This window comes from Mycolicibacterium novocastrense (assembly GCF_001499835.1).
In the GTDB taxonomy this organism is placed as follows: Bacteria; Actinomycetota; Actinomycetes; order Mycobacteriales; family Mycobacteriaceae; genus Mycobacterium; species Mycobacterium novocastrense.
In genome coordinates this window covers 21991-44494 of the sequence record NZ_LQIH01000011.1, presented here as the reverse complement: position 1 = coordinate 44494, position 22504 = coordinate 21991, and the positions used below count along the sequence as shown (strand labels likewise).

Here is a 22504-nt window from a genome sequence, read left to right as displayed (position 1 = left end):
GATGGCGCGCTGTTCGACGAGGATCTCCTCGATGCTCTTCTTAATGATTGGTCCTTTCGGGAAGGGACACCCGAGCACGCGCCCGAGCGAGTTGGGATTGGCACGTCTCGGAGACGGCCGGGGGTTTACTGCGAAGGGCGACCTCGGTCGCCTTGTATGCCGGATGGGGCACCACCGACACGTCGGCGAGACGCGCAATGCTGGTGTGGACCCGAAGGTCTCGGCCCTCGTGGATGTCCCAGCGTTGTTCGTCGGCGATGAAAGCGAAGCTGCACCCGGTGATCAGTCCCGCCTCGATGTAGGCGCGCACGTCGCGGGACACCGCCGTGTCGATGAGTGACATCTCGAACTCGAGTCCGTGCGAATCGCTGGACAGTCGCAGACTGTCCGGTGTGCGCGACAGCAGCAGGTTGGGGTCATGGTTGAACAGACCACCACGTCCAAATCGGGTGAGGCGAGAGCCGAGCTAAAAGCCTTGGGTTCGAGCATTTCCCAGTACGGGCCGATGTCGCTGGGGGTGTTGTAGACCGCGGCGTATCCGCTCAGTCGGTTCTTGGTGAGGTTGGTTTCGACTCCGGTGAACCGGCGTTCGATGTTGGTCATGCAGCGGGCTCCTGTTCAGGCGTATCGCCCTTCTGCTGTGCATCTTTCGGATGTGGCGGCAGATTTATCAGTCGTCGACCCTCGTCCACGGTCAAGAGACCACCGGCAATTTCGGCGAGGATGAGCGTTATTTCTGTTTCCGGGTCTGGCGATACCAGCGACCGGAAATCAAACTCAGCTCGCTTACCTGGCGGAAGCAGGCGGGTCAACCGGACTTCAATACGGCGGGTCCACGGTTCCAGGGTGTACTTGGCGTAGCCGCGGTTCTGCTCACTGAGACCCGCGCCGAAGGATGTTTGTTTCTCGGTCTGCCCCAGAAGGTGGGGCGGGATACCGAACCACCGGGAGACCTCGTCAACAGCGAAGGCGCGGCTTTCGAGGAACTGGGCGGACTGGGGGTCGATGCTCCAAGGGGAAATTTTGAGTCGGCGATTGACAACACTGATTCTGACTTCTCCTTGCGTGGAGCCTTCGGCAGTTCCTCCCTCGCGAGCCGCCGCCATGAGTCGTACTTATCCCACGCGTGGGACACTTGACCATCTGTCTTGAACTTGTCGGCGAGCTGCATTCGGCGATGAATCTCGCTACGACTGATGCCGTCCTTCTCGGTGTCGGCCGACAACAAACTCACGACCGGCTCTGTTCTGCGCCGGTGGCTGGACCCGGCAACAGAGCAAAACGAGTGGGGCCATATGTGTTACGGCTTGTGGAACGGCGACGGCATGACGCCGCCGCCTTATCTGGGGACGAAATTCGATGGGACACACAAGCATTACCTGATCACCGGTTCAACAGTTCTCGATGCACTCGATGTCGAGAACATGATCAAGCACGTCACCGAGCACGGCTACGGATTGCTGGCCAGCTCGCAGCTCGTGTTGATCGTCAACCCCATCGATTTTTGAAGCATCGAGCATTGCGGCGTGGAAGGCAGGCGTGGATTACGGCGGCGCAACGGTGCCCAAGTACGACTTCATCCCGAGTGCCCTTATGCCCGCGTGGATCTCAATCGAAGATATCTACGGCCCAATCCCCAACGCCGAGTACAACGGTCTCCAGGTGTGGGGCTCCTACAACAACGCCCTCGTCATCAAGTCCAACTACATGCCTCGCTACTACGCCGCGTTGGTCGCTACGGGCGGCCCGAATAGCGACAGCAACCCGGTCGGCTTCCGCGAACACATCAACCCGGCTTACCAGGGCCTGCGGCATATACCGGGGCGCGGACCGTACCCGATCCAGGAGAGCTTCTTTGCGTGCGGGTTCGGTACCGGCACCCGGCACCGAGGCGCAGCGGTCGTCGTGCAGATCACGACCAATGTCGACTACGCGCCGCCGACGATTAAGACATAACCGTGGGCCGTTACGTACGCAACCCAGAGCCCTATCGTGATCCGCCGCCGCACGAGCCAAAGCGGTACGGGGCGCAGAACCCGCTTCGGCTGCACTGCGAACAAGCCGGTGACCAAAGCACCGAGTTCTCCTGGGGGTCAGGACCAGTCGCGCCACACCTCAACAGCCGGCCACCGTCCGAAGGCGGCAAGTATTTCGCTCGCAGCCCCAGAGTTGATCCGTCCCGCAACGAATACGGCGTAGGCCAACCACGCCAACACCGCAGGCCACGCGACGAAGCCAAGGGCTACCCCGGTGAACAGGTTGCCCCGTGAGACGTGGCCAGGGAGGGGGTTACCAGCACCCGGCTCCCCCGTCATGGCCGCCCGGCACACCGCCAGCACCGCCAGGCGTCCGCGCGGCGGGCACACGGCTACGGATGCGCTAGACCGCGCTACGTCAGTCGCTAGCGCGGTCGCCGGGGCGGGTTGAGCGGTTTGTCGGCCAGCTCCCCGCCTCGGCTTCCTCACCGAGTTGAGAGGGCAACACCAAGGTTGGCCGCCGTGTGAGGAGCACTAGTGCGCCCAAGGCCAAGAGAAACGCGGCTAGCGCTACCTGTGTTTAATTTGACGACGCCTTCTTAGCCGGGGCCTTCTTGGCCGGGGCCTTCTTCACGGGAGGATGCTCTGCAGCCACTTCCTCATTTTCCTTCTTTGCAACAACTTTCAACGCTGCGAGCTTCTCTACACCTATGGGCGTCAGACGTAGATACCTGTTGGTATCGCTGGGTACCCGTTTCTTGATGCCAGACTCGATAATGCCTAGCGACCGAAAGTGCACCAGTACAGTTTCAAAGTCGTCGTCATCGACACCAGCGGCTCTGTTGTTGATCGCGTTCACCGCAGCACGGTCGTCTTCGGACATTTTGCCGTAGTAAAGGCAAACCTCAAGCTTCTCCTCAACTTCGGCCTCAGTTGCCTCGTCGATCATCACGGGGCCTATCGCGGCCAGAATGTCATTCCAACTGACGGTGGCGTCGACCACGACGCTCGAATTGTCGTAGTAGTCCTTGGACCAGACACGAAGAGGCATGGAGATGTCGTCATCGCCCTGCGCGAGGGTAGAGCGGTCAATCGACTGAGTGTGTTCAAGAATCAGCGTTTGCGACTTCTCACGCGCCTCAGCCAATTCCGCTCTGAGCCTGAGAATTTCACGCTCAGTCTCCTCGGTCATTGCCTTGTCGCCACGAACCCAACCCACGCGTGGGTTGTCTTTGATTGCACGAATCAGCGCTGTGGTTACGTGGCCTCCGAGTTCAGCGGGGCTAGTGAACTGCTTCACCACTCGCGACATGACCTTTTCTCGGAACGTCGCGAGCTTCTTGCGCGCCGTTTCGGTCGGTTCCAGTTTCCCGCCTTCGATCTTGTCTGGGTCGCCGTGAACAAACCCGAGGATTGGTACACCAATCTCAACCGCGTAGTCGTACTCGCGCTCGGTGTAGCTGATGCCCTCGGCGCTAACGCTTCCGTACCGCCCAGCGACCACCACGACGTAATAATCGCTCTCATCAATCACTCGCTGAATAAGCGTCCACTGATCGTCGTTCGCGGCGGGGAACAACTCCATGCCAGCGGGAAAGTGATCCAGTCCCAAAATCGCCTGAATTACAGCAGCGCGCTCCTCGGCAAGGTCCTGGTACGTCGAACTCACGAAGACTTGGTACCGCTTGTCCACGCGACCGACCCTATGGGGCTCGTCCCACAGTTCTCGGCGTGTCGTCCGGCGTGTCTTGGCAACTCCTGGCCTGTACCTACTCCGTACCTACGGCTGCACCCGTACCGTGCCTGTCCGCAGTCGTACCGCAGTCGCCTCGCGGCGGCCGTACCGTAATCGCAGGTAGACCTGTAAATCTCGGCCATCGTAGCGGCCAACGACCAGCCATTACCGACTGCGCGGACGGTCGCAGAAATATCCTTCCAAACAAGCTCCGGAGATTCGATTCCCGTCGCCCGCTCCACTAGCCACCAGCAGCAGCCGGTAGCGCGTGTTCGACCCCTCCGGCGGTCCCTTGAATGCGACACCCGCGCAACTGGCCGCGGTACCGACATCATCATCGCTATGCTCTCGGCGATGCTCTCCGCGCCGGTATGCCACACCGCCGAACCGCAGGTCAGCGGAAGTAGGCGATGATGCGGGTGCTGGCGATGTTCCGCGTCCACAACGGCGAGGACGTGCTGCCGCGGGTGCTCGATGCCCTGGCCGGCTGGTGCGACGACGTCTACGCGGTCGACGACCGCAGCACCGACGCAACCGCACAGATCCTGCACGACCATCCCGCGGTCACCAACGTCGTGCACGCCCGCGCCGACCTTCCGCAGACCCCGTGGCTGATCCCCGAACCGCCGGGCCTCGAATTGCTCTACCGCATGGCCGACTTCTGCCGCCCCGACTGGATCTTCATGATCGACTCCGATCAGGTGGTCCAAACCGACATCGACATCCCGGCGATGCTCGCCGGCGTCCCCGACGATGTCGCGGCGCTGATGTGTCCGATGATCCCCAGCTGGGACGATCCCGACTACCCGGACATGATCCCGCTGATGGGCACGGCCGAATCGATGCGCGGACCGTTCTGGCGCTGGCGTCCGGGATTGCGCGCCGGAACGCGCGCGATCCACAACCCGCACTGGCCGGCCAACATCACCGAACACGGCGGCATCGGGGTCGCCAACGACGTACGCCTGCTGCACACCGGGTGGTCGACGCTGGCCGAGCGGATCGCCAAGGTCGAGCACTACCAAAAGCTCGATCCCCACTCCGAGTTGAACTACGGCGTGCCCTACGACCGCGCCCTCCTGTTCGGGTACGCCTACGACGAGCTCGACCTGCTGCGCTCCGATTACCGGCGGCGGGCACGAGGTGACTTCGACCCCGCCGAACCCGGCGCCCGCGTGCCCATCGATCGCGACCGGCTGGCAATCGCGTCGGGCTACGGCCGCCGCGCCACCGGCTTCCACCCCGGCGTCGACTTCGCGGCGGCACCGGGAACCCCGGTCCATGCCGCGACGTCGGGCATCGTCAGCCGCGTCGTGGACCTCGATGACGAAGGGCTGCAATCGGTGACGATCTCGGGAGCCGACAGTCAGGCCTGCTACGTCTTCCGGCCGGGTGACGATCGCCGGATCGAAGTGGGTTCCCGGGTCGACGCGGGTGCGCAAATAGGCGTCCTGCAGGCGCAGGCCGAATCTGCCGACGGTTTCCTGCATTTCGAGGTCCGCGTCGACGGCGAGCACGTCAACCCCGTGCGTCATCTGGGGAACATGGGGCTCAAGCCGTGGACGCCGTCGGGGCGTCCGCGTCCGGTGTCGGGCACGTTCCCGCCGTCGTCGCCCTGCAAGATCATCGTCTGAGTTGATCCTCCAGAGCCCGCGCCGACCGGATCGTCGAACGCACCTCCTGGAGCAGCTTGGCCGGATGCTGCTGGTCCATCGCGCTGAGCCGGTTGTACTCGTGCACGCCGAAACCGGCTGACTGCAAACGGATGTCGTATCGCAGTGCCAACGTCCGCAAGGCTTCGAAGTGCAGATAGGGCACCAACGGCTGACCCGTCACCATCAGGCACGACGAGCCGTGCATGCCGGCCGTCTGTGCGGCGAACGTGTACGTGTCAGCCGAATTCGCTCGACGGCGTTCGGGATCGGGCGACGGCGTCTCGAGCAGCATGACGGGAACCCCGAATTCGTTGCTGTCGGGCGGAAAGCGCCACACCGTCTCGTTGGACTGCACGCGGTCGACACGACGCTGGACGTGCGCGTAGACCTCGTCGACGTCGAGGCCGAACACGTTGCGTGCGGCGGCGACCATCAACTCGAACTCGGTCCGTGCGCCCGGCGCGCAGGCGGCGACGGCGTCGGCCTCGGAGTCCAACAGGCGTCGCGACGCCGCGGCGAGGACGACATTGCCGACGCGGCGGCTCGCAACCATCTCACCGGCGTAGCGGGTTCGAAGCAGGTTCGTGTACCGCCCACCGCCGATGACGACGACGTGATCGAACTCGGTTCCGCTGGGCTGTAACTCGGCGATGAGTCCCAGTTGATCCGCCAAGCTCTCGATCCGCTCGAGCTGATCACCAGGCAGGTCGAGACGAGGGATCAGCCACCGGACCGCCCCGCCGGCATCCTGGTTGTGGAACCGGGCCGCGCTCTGCTGGCGCGCTTTGGCCCGGTAGTCCCACACCCCGCTGAACTCGTCGAGGAACGCGAGCCGTGCGCTCAGCGTGAGGCCCGGTGGGATGCACCCGCCGAACATGTCGACCAGTTCGCTCAGGGCAGGGTGGGTGCACCACGCCTCGATCTGTCCCCGGTGTTCCGCGGCGACGTCGCACATTCGATGCATCCTTTTCGCATACCGCCAGCGGCGCCGGGTGGTAATCATAATGCGGCATATGTCGTGAGACGGGAGCACTTTACGGTGAGGATCCTCGTTACCGGCGGCGCCGGCTTCCAAGGGAGTCACCTCAGCGAAGCCCTCCTCGCAGCCGGGCACCGCGTGACCGTTCTCAACACTTTTTCCGTGACCGGCAAGCAAAATCTGGGCGCGATCGCGAACAATGACCGAGCCGACATCGTGTTCGGCTCGGTCACCGACTGGGAGCTGGTCAGCAAGACGGCGCGCGATCACCAGGTGATCTTTCACCTGGCGGCCAACGTCAACGTCGACAAGTCGCTCAGCGATCCGAGGAGCTTCGTCGACACCAATGTGGCGGGGACGCAGAACGTTTTGGAGGCCGCCCGCCAATACGGGGCACGGCTCATACTCGCGTCGACGTGCGAGGTGTACGGCGACGGACATCGCCTGAGCCCGGGCAGCTTGCTGGACGAAACCGCCGAACTGAAGCCGAACAGCCCGTATGCGGCCTCGAAGGCCGCCGCCGATCGTCTCGCGTACTCCTACTACCGGTCCTACGGCATGGACATCACCATCGTCCGGCCGTTCAACATCTTCGGCGAACGCCAGAAGAGCGGCGCGTACGGGGCACTCATCCCCATCCTCGTGCGCAAGGCGTTGACGGGCGAAGACCTCGTGATCTTCGGAGACGGAAGTGCCACCAGGGATTATCTCCACGTCAGCGATGTGGTGAACGCATACCGGCTGGTGTTGAACACGCACGACTTGGCGGGCCGTGCCATCAATGTCGCGAGCGGTGTGAACACGCGTGTACGCGACATCGCCGACTACATCGCCGAAAGGTTCGGAACAAAGGTGGTCAACGGGCCCCCACGCCCCGGGGAGGTGACCCGCTTCCCGGCATCCATCGAATTCGCGCGGCGGATCGGTTTCGCTCCCGAGGTGAAGATCTGGGAAGGGATCGATCGCTACATCGAGTGGGCGAAACAGCAGCCTCTCCCGGCCCGCTGAATCGTCGGAGCCTACAACGGCTTTCGGGCCTCAACGAGCACCCGGGTGGGATGGGTGACGAACCGGCCGTGCGCCTCGATGTGTTCGTGCACCGCGCGCAGGCGCGTGAGGTACGGCTCCGCCGTGAAGTCCGGCACCGTCCAGACGAGCTTGCGCAGGAAGTAGACGACCGCGCCGATGTCGTAGTACTCGGCGGTGAGCTTTTCGAGGCGCATGTCGACGACCTGCAGACCGACCGCCTGCGCATGCGCGGCCTGCACGGAGGGCTCCATGTGCGCGCCCAACTCCGGCATCGGCCCCATCACGGCTTCGATGAGTTCGAGCGCGGTCGCCGGCCCCGGGTGCTGGGCCAGATAGGTTCCGCCGGGCCGCAGGACACGGGCGATCTCGCCCCACCAGACGGCGATGGGGTGGCGACTGCTCACCAGGTCGAACGCCTCGTCGGCGAACGGCAAGGGCGGTTCGCCACGGGTCTGCACCACCACGACGCCGCGGGGGTGCAGCATCCGGGTTGCCTTGGCCGCGTTGGGTGGCCACGATTCGGTGGCCGCCATCGTCGGCGGGAACTTCTCCACCCCGGCGAGCACCTCTCCCCCGCCGGTGTAGAGGTCCAGTGCCGCCGACACCTCACCCAGCCGTCGGCTGAGCAGGCGCTGAAAGCCCCACGACGGCCGCTCTTCGGTGGCGCGGCCGTCGAGCCAGGAGAAGTCCCAGCCGTCGATGGGCTCGGCGGCCGCCTCGGTGACGAGTTCTGTGAACGACCGCCCCATCGAGCTCACCCGGCCACCGCGGTGCGGTCCGGTGCGCGGCTCGCCAGAGCCAGGGCGATCGCACAGAGCAGCAAGACGACGAACACCGGCCAGATTGCGACGGTCTGAGCCAGCAGGCCAAAGGCCACGCCGAGGATCCCGGTAACCACAGCGGCGAGCGTAGCGGCGAAGCTGATCAGCACGGGGCGTTGTTCTTCGGGCGCGAACGCGCTGATCCACGACACCGTCGCCGCCGCGATCGCGGCGTTCGACAGGACGACGAGAAAGAAGACCACACCGTACGCCCACAGCTGCGGCTCGGCGAAGACCAGTTCGTTGGCAAGGCAGATCACCGTCGCTACGCAGCTGATGAACGCGCTCGACACGAGCATCCCGCGCACTCCGGACCTGCCGAACACGTTGCGCCACAAGAACGAACCGGCGACCAACCCTGCCGCCGAACCGATCACGATCATGTGCAGGCTGCCGGCCGTATCGACATGGGCCAGCGACGTACGCAGCGCAAAGAACGTCTCGTTCACCACGAGGGGGACGAACACGATCTGCGTCATCAGGAACACCCGGTACCAACCGGTGGTACGGAGCACGGCGAGCCCTTCGCGAAAATCGTCGACCATACGGCGGGGTGGAGCCACCGTCCCCGGCCTCGACGGCCCGACGATGATCGCGGCCACGACGGCGACCCCCATCGCCGCGGCGCCCAACCAGAGCACATCGAGATGTCCGTCAGCGGTATCGCGGTTGGGCAGAAGCGGAATGAGCAGCAGCGTGGCCGCGACGGTGAGGATCGCCCCGAGCGCCTGCTGGTTGAGCACCAGGTCGTTGCGCCGCGCCCCGGTGATCATGCGCGAAATGATCTCGGCGTACGCGTTGTTGGCCACTCCCATCGCGCCACCGATGAGCGCCGATGACGAGAGGAACGTGAAGACCACCAGGGTGTTGTGCAACGCGGCCGTGGCGACGAGCGCGGTCAGGACGGCGATGGCGCCCGCAGCGGCGGCGATCACGCCATTCGTCCGGTGCCCAGACCGTTTGAGCACCTGCGATGACATGGCATTCCCGAGCACGAAACCGATGCTGAAACTCGGCACGACGAAACCCGCCGCGACGTTCATGTCCTCGGACACCAGAAGGAACGGCAGGACGGCGAGAACGCTGCCCAATTGCGCGCCCATGAAATAGAAGGCGCCGAACCCCAGCAGTACCCGATAACGGCTCTGCGCCACGGCCACCGCGGACCCACCTCTCCTGCCGGCGCCTACCGGCTTGTCGATGGTGTCAGCCCGTTCAGGGTTGCGCTGAGGAAAGCGTTGGATCGGTCCTGATCTCGCGACTCGTCGGGAATCGCTCTCCTCGCCGAAGTATCCGCGCCGAACCCCACATCTTCGCTGATATTGACGCCTCGGGAACAAAAGCGGCACCGCCGGCTGGAGCGCACCGCGCTCTAGCACTCGTTTCCTCGGCAAGCAACCTATCTGGAGATGCTTGGTTCATCGGGCTTGGCAATTTGCTGTTTTTGCGAGTTAACGACACGTATCGACCCCCTAAAGGCAGCCCATTGACACCGGATGCCATATTTCAGCCATATCTCGGTAACACGGAAAACCATCCTTTTTTTGTCAATAACTTGACTCATGATCGGCAGTGTCATACCTATTAGGAAGGAACAATTAAAAGGGGTTTGAATGGGCCCGAACGAGATCTCGTGCGAGGCAGTAGCCGATCGTTGGCTGTGCCCCGACTCGGGCGGGAGTGCGCGTGGCGCAGGTCGACGCGCCACCGTCGCAGGTCAGGACCTTCAATCCGTTCCCCTTGGTGCCGTCCGCCAGCCCTTCGCAAGAGGGACCATAGAGGAACCTCCGCGAGTTTGTTTCAATAAATGGACTTATGGGTACGAGATAACTACTCTTACTTCTAGTATAAGCGTGCTTACGGGGGGGACAGGTTGCACGTATTGACGGGCTGCGAGCCTGCCCATGTCGGTTTGATCCCAGACGGTATGCGCCGATGGGCGAAAAGCCGTGGCATCTCCTTGGCTGAGGCGTATCTACAGGGCGCGGAAAAGGTAGCCGACGTTCTTCAGGTGCTACGCCGACACAACGTACGGACGGTGTCGGTGTACAACCTGAGCCGGGCCAATCTCGCCCGCAGTCAGGCCGAGCTCGAGCCCGTGTTCAACGCGTCGATCCACTTCCTGACCCACCTGATCCCCGCCCGCTTCGCGCCGGACGCCTGCAGTGTGCGGTTGTACGGTGACCGCACGCTGCTACCGGAGGATTACGTCGCGGCGGCCGAGCACGCCGAATCCGTCATGCGCGGAGAGGAATTCCGCATCAACATCCTCGCCGCCTACGACGCGAATCACGAGTTACGAGCAGCCGTTGCGCAAGCGCAGCAACAGGGCGGCGAAATCAACGGCGCATTCGACATCGAGGACGTCGACCTGGTCATCCGCACCTCCCCCGAGCCTCTTTTGAGCGGATTCCTTCCGCTGCAGACCCAGTACGCTCAACTGCGGTTCTTGACGACGCCGCTCAACGAACTCGAAGAGCGGCACATCGACGAGTTCATCGACGACTACCGGCGCACACCGCAGCTTCGGGGACGGTAGGCACCGATGCACTCCGACCGGCGTCCCGTGATCATCGGCGCAGGCCCTGCCGGCCTCACCGCCGCACTCGAACTGGCGAAGAACGGCGTCGCGGCCCAGGTGTTCGAGGCATCGTCGAACGTTGGCGGTCTGGCGCGCACTCCGGGCGAATACGGTTTCCGGGTCGACCCGGGCGGTCATCGCTTCTTCACCAAGAACGAGCACATCCTTCAACTCTGGAAATCCCTCCTGCCGGCCGGTGAGTGGCACGCGGTGTCGAGGCGCTCCGCCATGCTCGTCGACGGCCACTACGTGCCTTATCCGCTGCTCGGTCGAAACCTGCTGACGCAGTTGGGTTATGGGCGCGGAGCGCGTGGCCTGGGCAGTCTCCTGTGGTCCAGGATGCGCCGTGGGATGCGCTCACTCGACGACTCTGCGACTTTCCTCGAGTGGGGCCGGTACCAGTTCGGCGACTACTGGTATCGCATGTTCTTCGATGGGTACGTCCGCAAGACGTGGCTCGCCGAGCCCGCTCAACTCACCAGCGACTGGGCCGAGCAGCGCATCAAGCCGATCGTGTGGGGCGGTCGAGATGCCATGGCCGCCGACGCCTTTCTCTATCCCCGCCGCGGGCCCGGTCAACTCTGGGACGCCGCGGCATCGGAGCTGGCGCGGTTCGGTGTCGAACCGTCGCTGGACTCACCGGTGGTCAAGCTCAGCTTCGACGGCAGAAGGTGGACGATCGAACTGCGCAACGGGGACAGCGTCATGGGAGATGCCGTCTTCTCCAGCATGCCCCTGCAGATGTTGGTCAATGCCCTGGAACCCGCCCCGCCACAGCAGGTTTGGGAGGCCGCCGCCCAGCTCAAGCACCGAGGGCTGATCACGGTCGCGGTCGCCCTCGGCGAGCGCCGAGAGCTGCCCTTCAACTGGGTGTACACACCGGGCATGGACCTGCGGGTGGGCCGTATCCAGAACTACCGCCAGTGGTCGGATGACCTCACACCACCGGGCTGGGATGGGACGTACCTGGGGTTCGAGTACTTCATCGGTGCAGGTTCAGCGCTGTGGACCGCCGACGACGCTCACATGCGACGGATGGTCGAAAGCGACCTCCGCACATTGGGTTTCGATCCGTCCACTATCGAGCGCGTCATGGTGGTCCGCTCGCAATTCGCCTACCCGATCTGCAATCCGGCGATGGAGTCAAGCGTCGCCCAGATTCGGGATTACCTCCGCAGGCAGTACCCGTCTCTGCATCCGATCGGACGCAACGGCATGCACCGCTACGACAACCAGGACCACGCGATGCTCAGTGCCATGCACAGCGTCAAGCGGTATTTCGGTGAAAGCGTCGACCCTTGGCAGGTCAACAAGGAGCGCCGCTACCACGAGTCCGGGCTGCTGAAGGTCTAGTACTTCGCCCGCCGGCGTTTGCGGCCTCGCCGGCTGGAGTTGTCCCTACTCTGCGGGTTTCAGCACCGCAAGGACTGTCAGCACCATGATCTTGAAGTCGAGGAGAAGCGACCAGTTCTCGATGTAGTAGTTGTCGAACTCCGCCCGGTCGGCGATCGAGGTCTGACCCCGAAGCCCGTGCACCTGTGCCCAACCGGTGATGCCCGCCTTCACCCGGTGGCGGTCGCCGTAGCGGCGGACCTGCATCTCGAAGAGCTCGACGAACTCCGGTCGCTCAGGCCGCGGCCCGACCAGTGTCATGTCCCCGCGCAGCACGTTGACCAGTTGCGGTAGTTCATCGAGCGATGCCTTGCGCATGAACTTGCCGATGGGAGTGCGTCGGTCGTCGCCTTCCACACCGCCGGGGGCCGAACCTTCCTTCAGCGCGAACGCATTCGTGGCCGGGCCAACGGGGCGCATGCTGCGGAACTTCAGGCAGTCGAAAACCTTGCCGTCGCGCCCGACGCGTTCCTGACGGAAATAGACGGGGCCCGGGGAGCTCAGCTTCACCAGGATCGCGAGCGTGAGATACAGGGGCGAGATGAGGACCAGCAGGATCGCCGCGATCGTGCGGCCCATGGCGTGCTTGACGGCGAACTGCCAGCCCTTCGGATTGGTATGGCTGAGCACCAGCAGCGGGATGCCACCGAGGTGGTCGACGTACGTTCCGCCGCCGATGACGTCCATCAAGCGGGGCACTACCCGCACGCGCAGTCCGAGGTGGTGTGCCAGCTGAGCCGCGAGGGCCAGCTCATCGTCGGGAGTGGACGACGGCGCCACGATGAGCTCCTTGGCGCCGGTGGCCGCAGCGACGACCTCCAGATTGGCCGTGGATCCGAAGTACGGTACGTCGTCCAACTCCGCGGCCGCAGGACGAACGTCGTCAAGCACCCCGACGGGGTGTAGTCCGTAGTCGGGGAGCTGACGCATCCGGGTGATGAGCTGACGGGCGAACGGACCGGAACCGACAATCAGCGCCGAGGATCCGAAGCCGTGCCGCCGCCTCAGGTAGCGCTGAATCAACGATCGGATGAGGCGGTTCGCTGGCAGCAGGATGGCGGCACAGACCCAGATCCGGATGACCACCTCGCTTGGGCGAACGTAGTCCCCCACCACCGAACCGGTCGGCAATTCAGGCACGAACACTATGAAGGCGGTGAGCGTCGCCAGCGCCGACACCGCCACAGACGTTTCGACGGGTTCGAAGTCGTCGAGGAAGGTGTGACCGAGCCTGCGCTTGTACAACGACCGCGTGTGCATGATCACCACGACGATGGGGACGAAGAGCCACGAGAGTGCTGCGATATTTCGCTCCGCGACGGGACCCGGCGTCAACCACAGCGCTATTGCGACTGCCCACGCCGCGGACCAGATGTCCAAACCGACGGTGAGCGCCACGTAGCCGGACTCGGCGCGAAAGGTCTCGACCCAGCCGGACTTCCCACCGCGAGAAGTGGCCGGCGGCATGGCCATGAGCTGCGGCACCGTGGACCTGAGCCGAGGCTGCGAATCACGGGTGGACGCATCCGCATCAGCCTGCATGTTCCCCCCGATGGAACCCAGCCCTCTAGAAGTACCTGCGATCGAAAACGTTGCCAGTCTAGGCTATGCCGCCGAAAATCCCGGCGATTCGGGTGCCGGCAGCAGCTTGCCTCATTGCTACGAGCCAGTGCGCCCGTGAAACATGCGTTCTGCGGCGAGCGCGGCGAGATCACTGAGGACCTGAAGATGACCCGTACTCCACAGGCGTGGCTTCGTGTCGTACACACACAGTGTCCCAACGGCATTGCCGGCCTCGTCCATCAGCGGTATGCCGAGATACGCCACTACCGTCCCGTCCCGTACCGCTGGATGCCGCTTGAACGTCGGATCGGCCCGCGCGTCTTCCAGGATCAACGGCGCGCCATTGGCCACCGCGTACTGGCAGACCGAACGCTCGAGCGGTGTCTGCCGATCCTCGGGGGACGCGGTCTCTTGACCGACCGAGCTCTTGAAGAACTGTCGGTCGACGTCGACGAGGGACACCAGGGCAAAGGGGGCGTCGAGCGCTTCGGCCGCGGCCCGGGTGATCCGGTCGTAGATCGCCTCCGGCGGAGAGTCGAGTAAGCCGGTCCGATGGAGGGCGGCAAGTCGGTCCGGGTCGGTGATGACCTCCGACACGTCCGGCATCGCGGTCTCGTCGAACACGCCTGACGCCACCAGATGAGTTTGCAGATCGTCGATGGCCGGATCGTCGGCGCGCCTCAAATCGATCGCCATCTGTCTCGCGACCGCACGGGCGACGTAGGTGTCGACGCTCTCCCCCGCCTCGCGCGCATGCTCTTCGAGCAGGCGGTTGAGGAAGCCGTCGAATCTGCGTACCCACTCCCTCACTCTGTTCACGGTACGCAAATTGACGCGCGAACAGAAATCGGGCGGCCATCGATCGGGTTTGCCCGAGCCTTCCCTGAACCCGCCCACAGCACGGCGCACCGTTCGACGCCCACCCAGCCGTTCGTCATCGGGTCCGGGCCGTGGACCTAGGTACGCTGGTCCGCATGAACGGTGTTCTGCTCGTTCTCGTCGTCCTGGTCATCGTCGCACTCGGCGTCGTTGCCTACGCCGCGACGAGGGCCTCCGACCGGCGCAAGGTCGCCTCCCTGGACGACGCCAAGGCCGACGCGCGCCGCGTCATCGAACGTCTCGGCGGACAAGTGATCAGCCTGACCGGAACCGACGAGGCGTCGAAGCAGGCGCTGGCCGACGCATCCGAGCGCTACACCGCGGCCGGGTCGCAGATCGACCAGGCCAACACCGCCAAGCAGGCATTGCTGGCCAAGGAGAGCGCGCTCGAAGGCCTCTACTACGTGCGCGCCGCTCGCGTGGCGATGGGCATGGATCCCGGCCCCGAACTCGAAACGCTCGCCGGCCAGCGGTCGGCAGGCACGGTGACCGAGGATCGCAAGGTCGACTTCGAGGGCCGCCAGATCGAGGCCTCGCCGACGCCGTCGGAGCGTACCCCGAACTATTACCCCGGCGGCCGGGTCGCGGGCCGGCCGGTGCCCGCGGGTTGGTATTCCGAACCATGGTGGAAACCCGCGCTCGTCGCCGGGGCCTGGGGCCTGGGCTCGGTGCTGCTGTTCGACGCGTTGTTCTCCGGCATGCACGGCAGCGGCTACGAGCAGGGCTTCGCCCAGGGCTACGACCAAGGGTTCGACCAGGGTCAGGATCCCGGCGGCGACTGGGGTGGTGACAGTGGCGGTGATTGGGGCGGCGGCGACTGGGGTGGTGGCGGCGACATCGGCGGCGGTTTCGGCGATTTCGGCGGCTTCTGACGCGGCGCGGTCCTTACAGCCGGCTCTCCAGACGCGCCGACACCCCGGCCTCCTGTAGGTCGAGCCGCTCGAGCATCGCGCGGACCGCCTCGTCTTCGATGCGGCCCTCGTCGCGTTCGGCGATCAGAGCCGCCCGCTGGTGCGCGAGCACGTCGCGGTACAGCGCGGCGAACACCTCCGAACGCTTCGTGTGCGCGTCCGGGTCGGGCATCTCGTCGGCGTCCTGCGAGTGCCGGGCGATGGTCGCCTCGATCTCGGCGGCCACGCGGGGACTCAGGCCCGCAGGCGGATTGGCCCGGAAGTCGGCCAGCACCCGATCCGCGGCGTCGTGCACGACGCGTTCGGCTTTGAGTTCTTCCTCGCGGTCGACCGCGTGATCATCCGAGAACCGCGAGATGTGCAGCCGCCGGATCAGGATCGGCAGCGTCGACCCTTGAAGCAACAGCGTGCCGACGCTGACCACGAAGGCGATGGCCTGGATGGTGGCCCGCTCGGGGAACGGCTCGCCGGTGACCGTCGTCGCCGGAATGGCCGCAGCCGCAGCCAAAGTCACCACCCCGCGCATACCGGTCCACGACACGACCACGTTCTCCCGCCAGGACAGTGACCGCCGGTCGATGCGTGAACGCCACCTACCCGGCGGGTTGCTGCGCCGCCGGGTTCCCAGCGCGCCGCGGCCTCCGCTCGCGGGCACGGGAACACTCAACCGCGTCTCGACGTGCTGGGACAGTTTGTTGCGCCCGAAGATGGCGAACACCGACAGCGGTCGGATCACCAAGACGATGACCAGGACGACCAGCGACGCCACGGCGACCTCGGCGAGCGACTCGTGTGCCTCCTGCAGGTCCTCGAGCACGAAGCGCAGGTGCAAGCCGATGTAGGCGAACACGAACGCCTCGAGCAACACGTCGACCGAGTTCCACACATAGCGTTCCTGCAGCCGGGTCTGGTAGCCGGCCGATAGCGTGCCGTTGGCCACCACGAAGCCGGCGACGACGACCGCCAACACCCCCGAAGCGTGCAGCTCCTCGGCGACGATGAACGCCGCGAACGGCACCACGAGGCCCTGCACCGTCTCCAGCCCCGGATTGGCCAGCCGCCTGCGGATCCACAACGTCACGAAACCGAGCAGCGCGCCGACGATCGGTCCGACGACCGCGCTGTAACCGAACAGCAGGAACGGGTTGTGGATGAAGATGTGTCCGCCGGTGACCTGAACCACCGCAATCGAGAACAGCGTCAGCGCTGCGGCGTCGTTGATCAGACTCTCCCCCGTCAAGATCGCCATCACCCGTTTCGGCAGGCCCAGCTTGCGTCCCACCGCGACCGCCGTCACCGCGTCCGGCGGTGCGACGATTGCGCCCAGCACGAGCGCGGTGGCGAATGTCAGGGGCACGACCACCAGCCACGCCGAGGCCGCCACCGCGAATGCGGTCACGACGACCAGCCCGACGCCGAGGCCCAGAATGGGCCGTATGTTGCGCAGGAACGTCGGGAACGAGAAGTTCAGCGCCGCCGAGTACAGCAGCGGCGGCAGCACCACGGTCAGCAGGATGTGCGAATCGAGTTCGGGCGGCTCGAAATCGGGCAGGAACGACACCGCGGCGCCGAGGACGACGATGACCAGGGCCGGTTCCAGGCCGCGCCGGTGTGCGACAGCGGTGACGACGATGGCTCCGACGACGACGAGAATCAACTCCACGCGCCGATTGTCGCTGAGGTGCGGTCGTCACGGTGACTCAGCCGCGGTGGCTACGTCTGGTCGGTCGGACACCAGAACAGGTTGCGGCCCTCCATCACCTCGGTGCGGATCTCGGTGCCACACAGCCGACACGGCTCGCCGGCCCGCCGATAGACGTAGGTGCGGGGGCGACCGGGCCCATACGACGGCAGCCCGTGGTCGTCTTCCGGGCGGATGGTGTGGATCTTGCCGCGCCGCAACCCGATCCGCATCAGCTCGACGAGGTCGGTCCACATCGCGTCGAACTCGTCCTCGTCGATGCGTATGCCCGGCCGGTGCGGGTCGATGCCGTGCCGGAAGAGCAACTCGTTGCGGTACACGTTGCCCACGCCGGCGATCACCGTCTGGTCCATCAGCAGAGCCCCGATCGGCCTGCGCGACTTACGGATTCGGGCCCAGGCCAGGGATCCGTCGGCGTCGCGGCGCAGCGGGTCGGGGCCGAGGCGGTCGATGACGTCGGCGATCTCCGGCTCCGCGAGCACCTCGCACACCGTCGGGCCCCGCAGGTCGGTGCCGTACTCGGAGCCGATCATCCGCATCCGGACCTGTCCGACCGGCAGCGGCGGTATCGTCCCCGCGGGCAGCGGCCACTCGGTGAACGTGCCGTACAACCCGAGATGCACATGCACCACCCGGCCGCCCTCGTAATGGTGGAAGAGATGCTTGCCGTATGCGGTGGCCTTCTTGAGCACCCGCCCGTCGACCGCAGCGGCGCCGTCGGCGAACCTGCCCTGCGGGCTGGACACCATCACCGGTGCGCGAGCGAAGCGCCGCTGATGCAACCGTGCGAGCCGGTGCAGCGTGTGGCCTTCGGGCATCCCTAGGCGCCGGGCACCGGAGGCGCGACGTGGGTGCGTTCGTACTCGGTGAGGATGTCGATACGACGTTGGTGCCGTTCGGCTTCCGACCAGGGGGTGCTCACGAACGCGTCGACGATCGCGAGCGCCTCCTCGAGGCTATGCATGCGCCCGCCGATACCGATCAGCTGAGCGTTGTTGTGCTCGCGTGCCAGTTGGGCGGTCTGAACGCTCCACGCCAACGCGCACCGTGCGCCGGGAACCTTATTGGCCGCGATCTGCTCGCCGTTGCCCGAGCCGCCGAGCACGATGCCCAGGCTGCCCGGGTCGGCGACCGTCTTCTGCGCGGCGGCGATGCAGAACGCCGGATAGTCGTCGTCGGGGTCGTTGACGAAGGCTCCGCAGTCGATCGGCTCGTGCCCGGAAACGCGCAGGTGCTCGATGATGGCCTGCTTGAGGTCGAAGCCGGCGTGATCGGCTCCCAAGTAGACGCGCATGGCGGTCACCCTACTTCGGTGCTCGCGAAATCGACATGAGGGTCGTGATCTCGGCGAGCGAACGACCCAGGTGTACGTCTCGCGGCACCCAGGCCGCCGACTGGTTCGGGCGATCAGTCGAGTTCCGGCGACTCCGTGCGGGTGCGCTTGAGTTCCCAGAAGTGGGGATAGGACGCGAAGGTCACCGAGGCGTCCCACAGCTTGCCGGCCTCCTCACCGCGCGGAATCCGTGACAGCACGGGCCCGAAGAAAGCGACGCCGTTGACATGGATGGTCGGGGTGCCCACGTCCTCGCCGACCGGGTCCATGCCCTCGTGGTGGCTCTTGCGCAGCGTCTCGTCGTACTTGTCGGTGGAGGCGGCGTCGGCCAGTTCGGCGGGTAGGCCGACTTCGGCGAGCGACTCCTCGATCACCCGGCTGAAATCGGGGTCGGTCTCGCGGTAGCCCTGGTTGTGGATGCGGGTTCCCATCGCGGTGTACAGCGCGCCGAGGACCTCTCGCCCCTTGGCCTGTTCGGCGGCGATGGCGACGCGCACCGGCCCCCACGCCTTCTTCATCGCCTCCTGGTACTCCTCGGGCAGGTCACGGCCCTCGTTGAGCAACGCAAGGCTCATCACCCGGAAGCTCACCTCGACGTCGCGGACCTTCTCGACCTCGAGGATCCACCGCGAGGTGATCCAGCACCACGGGCACAGCGGGTCGAACCAGAGTTCTGCGACGGACTTCTCGGACATGGGCGATTCCTTCCGGGAGCGGGGGTGAGCAGGATGCTTGTTGGGTCCAGTCCTGACAACCGCGGTCATGCACGCAGTGTTCCCCGCGGCGGCGCCTATAGCCGCCCACTTCGCGCGCCGCGATATGAGAAACGCCTAAGAGTGCAAACGGTGATCGAACCGTGTTCCTGATGTGACCAATGTGAAGAATCGTTACCGAAGTGAATAGATGTGTTGATCTTCCACTACGCGCTCTGGCGTTGGGGGTCGGCCTGGCGGCGGTCACGACGACGCTCGCCGCACCGGCCCAAGCCGACACGACCGACGACGCCTTCCTGGCCGCACTTCGCGGCGCAGGCATGTCCGTCGACAACCCCGTGAACATGGTCGCGCTCGGGGAATCCGTATGCCCGATGCTCGTCGAACCGGGCAAGAACCTCGCGAAGGTCTACACGCAGGTGTCCGACAACGGCATCCCACCCGACATCGCGGCGTTCTTCACCGGCATCGCGATCTCGATGTACTGCCCGCAGATGCTGGCATCGGTGGGTAACGGCACCGTGATGGACTGGCTGCCCGCCGCGCGGGCGATACCGGGTTTCTGACGCCGGACGTGCGACGCGCCGTGGGGCGGCGCGGGCTATAGGTTGGTCGCGTGGCACTTCCCAACCTGACCCGTGACCAAGCCGTCGAACGCGCCGCCCTGGTCACCGTCGACAGCTACCGCATCCAACTCGATCTGACCGACGGCACCGGCAAGCCCGGCGAGCGCACCTTCCGGTCCACGACGACCGTTGAATTCGACGCCCTCGCCGGCGCCGACACCTACATCGACATCGCGGCCGACACCATCCACCGCGCCACCCTCAACGGCCGCGACATCGACGTGTCGGGCTATGACGAATCGACCGGTATTCCGCTGACGGGGCTGGCCGCGCACAACGTCGTCGTCGTCGATGCCGATTGCCGCTACTCCAACACCGGAGAGGGCCTGCACCGGTTCGTCGACCCCGTCGACGACGAGGTGTACCTGTACTCGCAATTCGAAACCGCTGACGCCAAGCGGATGTTCGCGTGCTTCGACCAACCGGATCTCAAAGCGGCCTTCGACGTCACCGTGACAGCACCCTCACATTGGGAGGTCGTGTCCAACGGCGCCACCGTCGACGTCGAGGACGCCGGCGCAGCCAAGCGGCACACCTTCGCAGCGACACCACGGATGAGCACGTATCTGGTCGCGCTCGTCGCGGGCCCGTACGCGCGCTGGGACGACGTGTACAGCGACGACCACGGCGACATTCCCCTGGGGTTGTTCTGCCGCAACTCGCTGGCCGAGTTCATGGACGCAGAACGGCTGTTCACTGAGACCAAGCAGGGATTCGGCTTCTACCACAACAACTTCGGCATCCCGTACGCGTTCGGCAAGTACGACCAGTTGTTCGTGCCCGAGTTCAACGCCGGCGCGATGGAGAACGCGGGCGCGGTGACGTTCCTCGAGGACTACGTCTTCCGCAGCAAAGTGACACGCGCCTCCTACGAACGGCGCGCCGAGACCGTCCTGCACGAGATGGCCCACATGTGGTTCGGCGACCTGGTCACCATGCAGTGGTGGGATGACCTGTGGCTCAACGAATCCTTCGCGACGTTCGCCTCGGTGCTGTGCCAGGCCGAGGCCACCGAGTACACCGAGGCGTGGACGACGTTCGCCAACGTCGAGAAGTCGTGGGCCTACCGGCAGGACCAACTGCCCTCCACGCATCCCGTCGCCGCCGACATCCCCGATCTGGCGGCCGTCGAGGTGAACTTCGACGGGATCACCTACGCCAAAGGGGCCAGCGTCCTCAAACAACTGGTCGCCTACGTCGGCGAGGAGGAGTTCCTCTCCGGTCTGCGCGATTACTTCCGCGACCACGCCTTCGGTAACGCCACATTCGGTGACCTGCTAGGCGCGCTGGAAAAGGCGTCGGGGCGCGACCTGTCGGGATGGGGCCGGCAGTGGCTCAAGACGACGGGCCTCAACACCCTGCGACCCGACTTCGACCTGGACGCCGACGGCCGGTTCACCCGGTTCGCCATCGACCAGAGCGGGGCCGCACCCGGCGCCGGTGAGACCCGGGTGCATCGCCTCGCGGTCGGGATCTACGACGACGACGGCTCCGGCAAGCTGGTGCGGGTGCATCGCGAGGAACTCGACGTCGAAGGTTCGAGTACGGATGTTCCCGCGCTGCAAGGGGTTCCACGCGGGAAGTTGATCCTCGTCAACGACGACGACCTGACGTACTGCTCGCTGCGGCTGGACCAGGACTCGCTGCAGACGGTGTTGACGCGCATCGCCGACATCGCCGAGCCGCTGCCGCGCACCCTGGCGTGGTCGGCGGCGTGGGAGATGACGCGCGAGGCCGAGCTCAAGGCCCGCGACTTCGTGTCGCTGGTATGCGGGGGCGTGCATGCCGAGACCGAAGTCGGTGTGCTGCAACGGCTTCTGCTGCAGGCCCAGACGGCGCTGAACTCCTACGCCGACCCGCAGTGGGCGCGCTCGTCCGGCTGGCCCGAGTTCGCCGACCGGCTGCTCGACTTGGCCCGCGGCGCCGAAGGCGGCTCCGACCACCAACTGGCTTACGTCAACGCGCTGTGCGGATCGGTGTTGAGCCCGCGGCACGTCGAGGTGCTCTCGGCGCTACTGGACGATGACCCCGCGCTCAAGGGCCTGCCCGGTCTCGTCGTCGACACCGATTTGCGGTGGCGCATCGTGACCGCGCTGGCCGCCGCGGGTGCCGTCGACTCCGAGGGCATGGACACCCCGTTCATCGACGCCGAGGCGCAGCGCGATCCGACCGCGGCGGGACGTCGGCACGCCGCGGCCGCGGCGGCTGCCCGCCCCGAGCTGGCGGTCAAGGAAGCGGCGTGGGAGCAGGTGATCGAGGACGACACGCTGGCCAACATCACCGCGCGCGCGATCATCGGCGGCTTCGTGCAGCCCGGTCAGCAGGAGTTGCTACAGCCGTTCCGCGCCAAGTATTTCGGCGCGATCGCAGGCGTGTGGCAGCGGCGATCCAGCGAGGTGGCCCAGACCGTGGTCATCGGGTTGTACCCGTCGTGGGACATCAGCGAGGACGGGTTGGCCGCCGCCGACGCGTTTCTCGCCGACCCCGATGTGCCGCCCCCGCTGCGCCGTCTGGTGATCGAGGGCCGCGCCGGCGTCGAGCGGTCGCTGCGCGCCCGCGCCTTCGACGTCGGCTAGCGCACTCCTTCGCGCGAGCGACCGTGTCTGCGC

The 22504-nt window shown here is 65.4% G+C and carries 21 protein-coding genes and 1 pseudogene; 9 read left to right on the top strand and 13 right to left on the bottom strand.

Annotated elements, in window-relative coordinates:
• Positions 1-40 precede the first annotated feature (40 nt).
• The 3 genes and pseudogenes from AU072_RS28565 to AU072_RS27570 all read right to left on the bottom strand — a co-directional run bounded on the left by AU072_RS28565 (position 41) and on the right by AU072_RS27570 (position 1106).
• Entirely contained in the window at positions 41-430 is a 390-nt protein-coding gene (locus AU072_RS28565; protein ID WP_082680754.1) for an HK97 family phage prohead protease, read from the bottom strand.
• 26 nt (positions 431-456) lie between these two features.
• Positions 457-603 (bottom strand): annotated as a pseudogene (locus AU072_RS28930) (HK97 family phage prohead protease); the annotation flags it as partial.
• Entirely contained in the window at positions 600-1106 is a 507-nt protein-coding gene (locus AU072_RS27570; RefSeq protein WP_082680753.1) for a phage portal protein, read from the bottom strand. The pseudogene AU072_RS28930 and the gene AU072_RS27570, both read right to left, overlap by 4 nt.
• 105 nt (positions 1107-1211) lie before the next feature.
• On the opposite strand from AU072_RS27570, the gene AU072_RS09935 reads away from it, so the two are divergent.
• Together AU072_RS09935 and AU072_RS09930 are read left to right on the top strand one after the other, a co-directional pair.
• Positions 1212-1508, top strand: coding sequence for a hypothetical protein (locus AU072_RS09935; protein ID WP_133147275.1), 297 nt, complete (start codon positions 1212-1214; stop codon positions 1506-1508).
• Between the two features lie 31 nt (positions 1509-1539).
• Complete coding sequence (locus AU072_RS09930; RefSeq protein WP_082680752.1) at positions 1540-1956, top strand: hypothetical protein; 417 nt, start codon at positions 1540-1542, stop codon at positions 1954-1956.
• 600 nt (positions 1957-2556) lie between these two features.
• Here the strand turns inward: AU072_RS09930 and AU072_RS09925 are convergent.
• The gene (locus AU072_RS09925; protein WP_064413628.1) at positions 2557-3669 is read right to left on the bottom strand and encodes a DUF4062 domain-containing protein; all 1113 of its coding nucleotides are present in this window, start codon (positions 3667-3669) and stop codon (positions 2557-2559) included.
• A 455-nt stretch (positions 3670-4124) separates the two neighbouring features.
• On the opposite strand from AU072_RS09925, the gene AU072_RS09920 reads away from it, so the two are divergent.
• Positions 4125-5345, top strand: coding sequence for a peptidoglycan DD-metalloendopeptidase family protein (locus AU072_RS09920; protein WP_064413696.1), 1221 nt, complete (start codon positions 4125-4127; stop codon positions 5343-5345).
• Here the strand turns inward: AU072_RS09920 and AU072_RS09915 are convergent.
• Positions 5335-6321, bottom strand: coding sequence for a hypothetical protein (locus AU072_RS09915; RefSeq protein ID WP_235629839.1), 987 nt, complete (start codon positions 6319-6321; stop codon positions 5335-5337). The genes AU072_RS09920 and AU072_RS09915 overlap by 11 nt on opposite strands.
• An 84-nt stretch (positions 6322-6405) precedes the next feature.
• On the opposite strand from AU072_RS09915, the gene AU072_RS09910 reads away from it, so the two are divergent.
• Positions 6406-7353, top strand: a complete 948-nt coding sequence (locus AU072_RS09910) for a dTDP-glucose 4,6-dehydratase (RefSeq protein WP_064413626.1) — start codon at positions 6406-6408, stop codon at positions 7351-7353.
• A gap of 11 nt (positions 7354-7364) precedes the next feature.
• On the opposite strand, the gene AU072_RS09905 is transcribed toward AU072_RS09910, so the two are convergent.
• On the bottom strand, positions 7365-8123 hold the full coding sequence (locus AU072_RS09905; RefSeq protein WP_064413695.1) for a class I SAM-dependent methyltransferase: 759 nt from the start codon (positions 8121-8123) through the stop codon (positions 7365-7367).
• A gap of 5 nt (positions 8124-8128) precedes the next feature.
• On the bottom strand, positions 8129-9355 hold the full coding sequence (locus AU072_RS09900) for a hypothetical protein (protein ID WP_064413625.1): 1227 nt from the start codon (positions 9353-9355) through the stop codon (positions 8129-8131).
• Positions 9356-10122: 767 nt separating this feature from the next.
• On the opposite strand from AU072_RS09900, the gene AU072_RS09895 reads away from it, so the two are divergent.
• Entirely contained in the window at positions 10123-10734 is a 612-nt protein-coding gene (locus AU072_RS09895) for an undecaprenyl diphosphate synthase family protein (RefSeq protein WP_064413624.1), read from the top strand.
• A gap of 6 nt (positions 10735-10740) precedes the next feature.
• On the top strand, positions 10741-12129 hold the full coding sequence (locus AU072_RS09890) for an FAD-dependent oxidoreductase (protein ID WP_064413623.1): 1389 nt from the start codon (positions 10741-10743) through the stop codon (positions 12127-12129).
• Positions 12130-12174: 45 nt separating this feature from the next.
• On the opposite strand, the gene AU072_RS09885 is transcribed toward AU072_RS09890, so the two are convergent.
• Together AU072_RS09885 and AU072_RS09880 are read right to left on the bottom strand one after the other, a co-directional pair.
• A complete protein-coding gene (locus AU072_RS09885) occupies positions 12175-13641 on the bottom strand; it encodes a sugar transferase (protein WP_235629837.1) in 1467 nt (488 codons plus the stop codon).
• A 186-nt stretch (positions 13642-13827) separates the two neighbouring features.
• Positions 13828-14541, bottom strand: a complete 714-nt coding sequence (locus AU072_RS09880; RefSeq protein ID WP_064413694.1) for a GAF domain-containing protein — start codon at positions 14539-14541, stop codon at positions 13828-13830.
• A 164-nt stretch (positions 14542-14705) separates the two neighbouring features.
• On the opposite strand from AU072_RS09880, the gene AU072_RS09875 reads away from it, so the two are divergent.
• Entirely contained in the window at positions 14706-15482 is a 777-nt protein-coding gene (locus tag AU072_RS09875) for a hypothetical protein (protein WP_064413693.1), read from the top strand.
• 13 nt (positions 15483-15495) lie between these two features.
• Here the strand turns inward: AU072_RS09875 and AU072_RS09870 are convergent, their stop codons facing one another.
• The 4 genes from AU072_RS09870 to AU072_RS09855 form a co-directional block, all read right to left on the bottom strand.
• A complete protein-coding gene (locus AU072_RS09870; protein WP_064413621.1) occupies positions 15496-17184 on the bottom strand; it encodes a cation:proton antiporter in 1689 nt (562 codons plus the stop codon).
• Between the two features lie 50 nt (positions 17185-17234).
• Entirely contained in the window at positions 17235-18041 is an 807-nt protein-coding gene (locus AU072_RS09865) for an Fpg/Nei family DNA glycosylase (RefSeq protein ID WP_064413620.1), read from the bottom strand.
• A 2-nt stretch (positions 18042-18043) separates the two neighbouring features.
• Positions 18044-18517 carry a ribose-5-phosphate isomerase gene (locus AU072_RS09860; protein WP_064413692.1) on the bottom strand — a complete coding sequence of 158 codons (474 nt, stop codon included), beginning with the start codon at positions 18515-18517 and terminating at the stop codon, positions 18044-18046.
• A 113-nt stretch (positions 18518-18630) separates the two neighbouring features.
• Positions 18631-19251, bottom strand: a complete 621-nt coding sequence (locus AU072_RS09855) for a mycothiol-dependent nitroreductase Rv2466c family protein (protein ID WP_064413619.1) — start codon at positions 19249-19251, stop codon at positions 18631-18633.
• Between the two features lie 200 nt (positions 19252-19451).
• Here AU072_RS09855 and AU072_RS09850 point away from each other — a divergent pair, with 200 nt between their 5' ends.
• Entirely contained in the window at positions 19452-19835 is a 384-nt protein-coding gene (locus AU072_RS09850) for a DUF732 domain-containing protein (protein ID WP_082680750.1), read from the top strand.
• A gap of 50 nt (positions 19836-19885) precedes the next feature.
• Complete coding sequence (pepN, locus tag AU072_RS09845; protein WP_064413618.1) at positions 19886-22471, top strand: aminopeptidase N; 2586 nt, start codon at positions 19886-19888, stop codon at positions 22469-22471.
• Positions 22472-22504 lie beyond the last annotated feature (33 nt).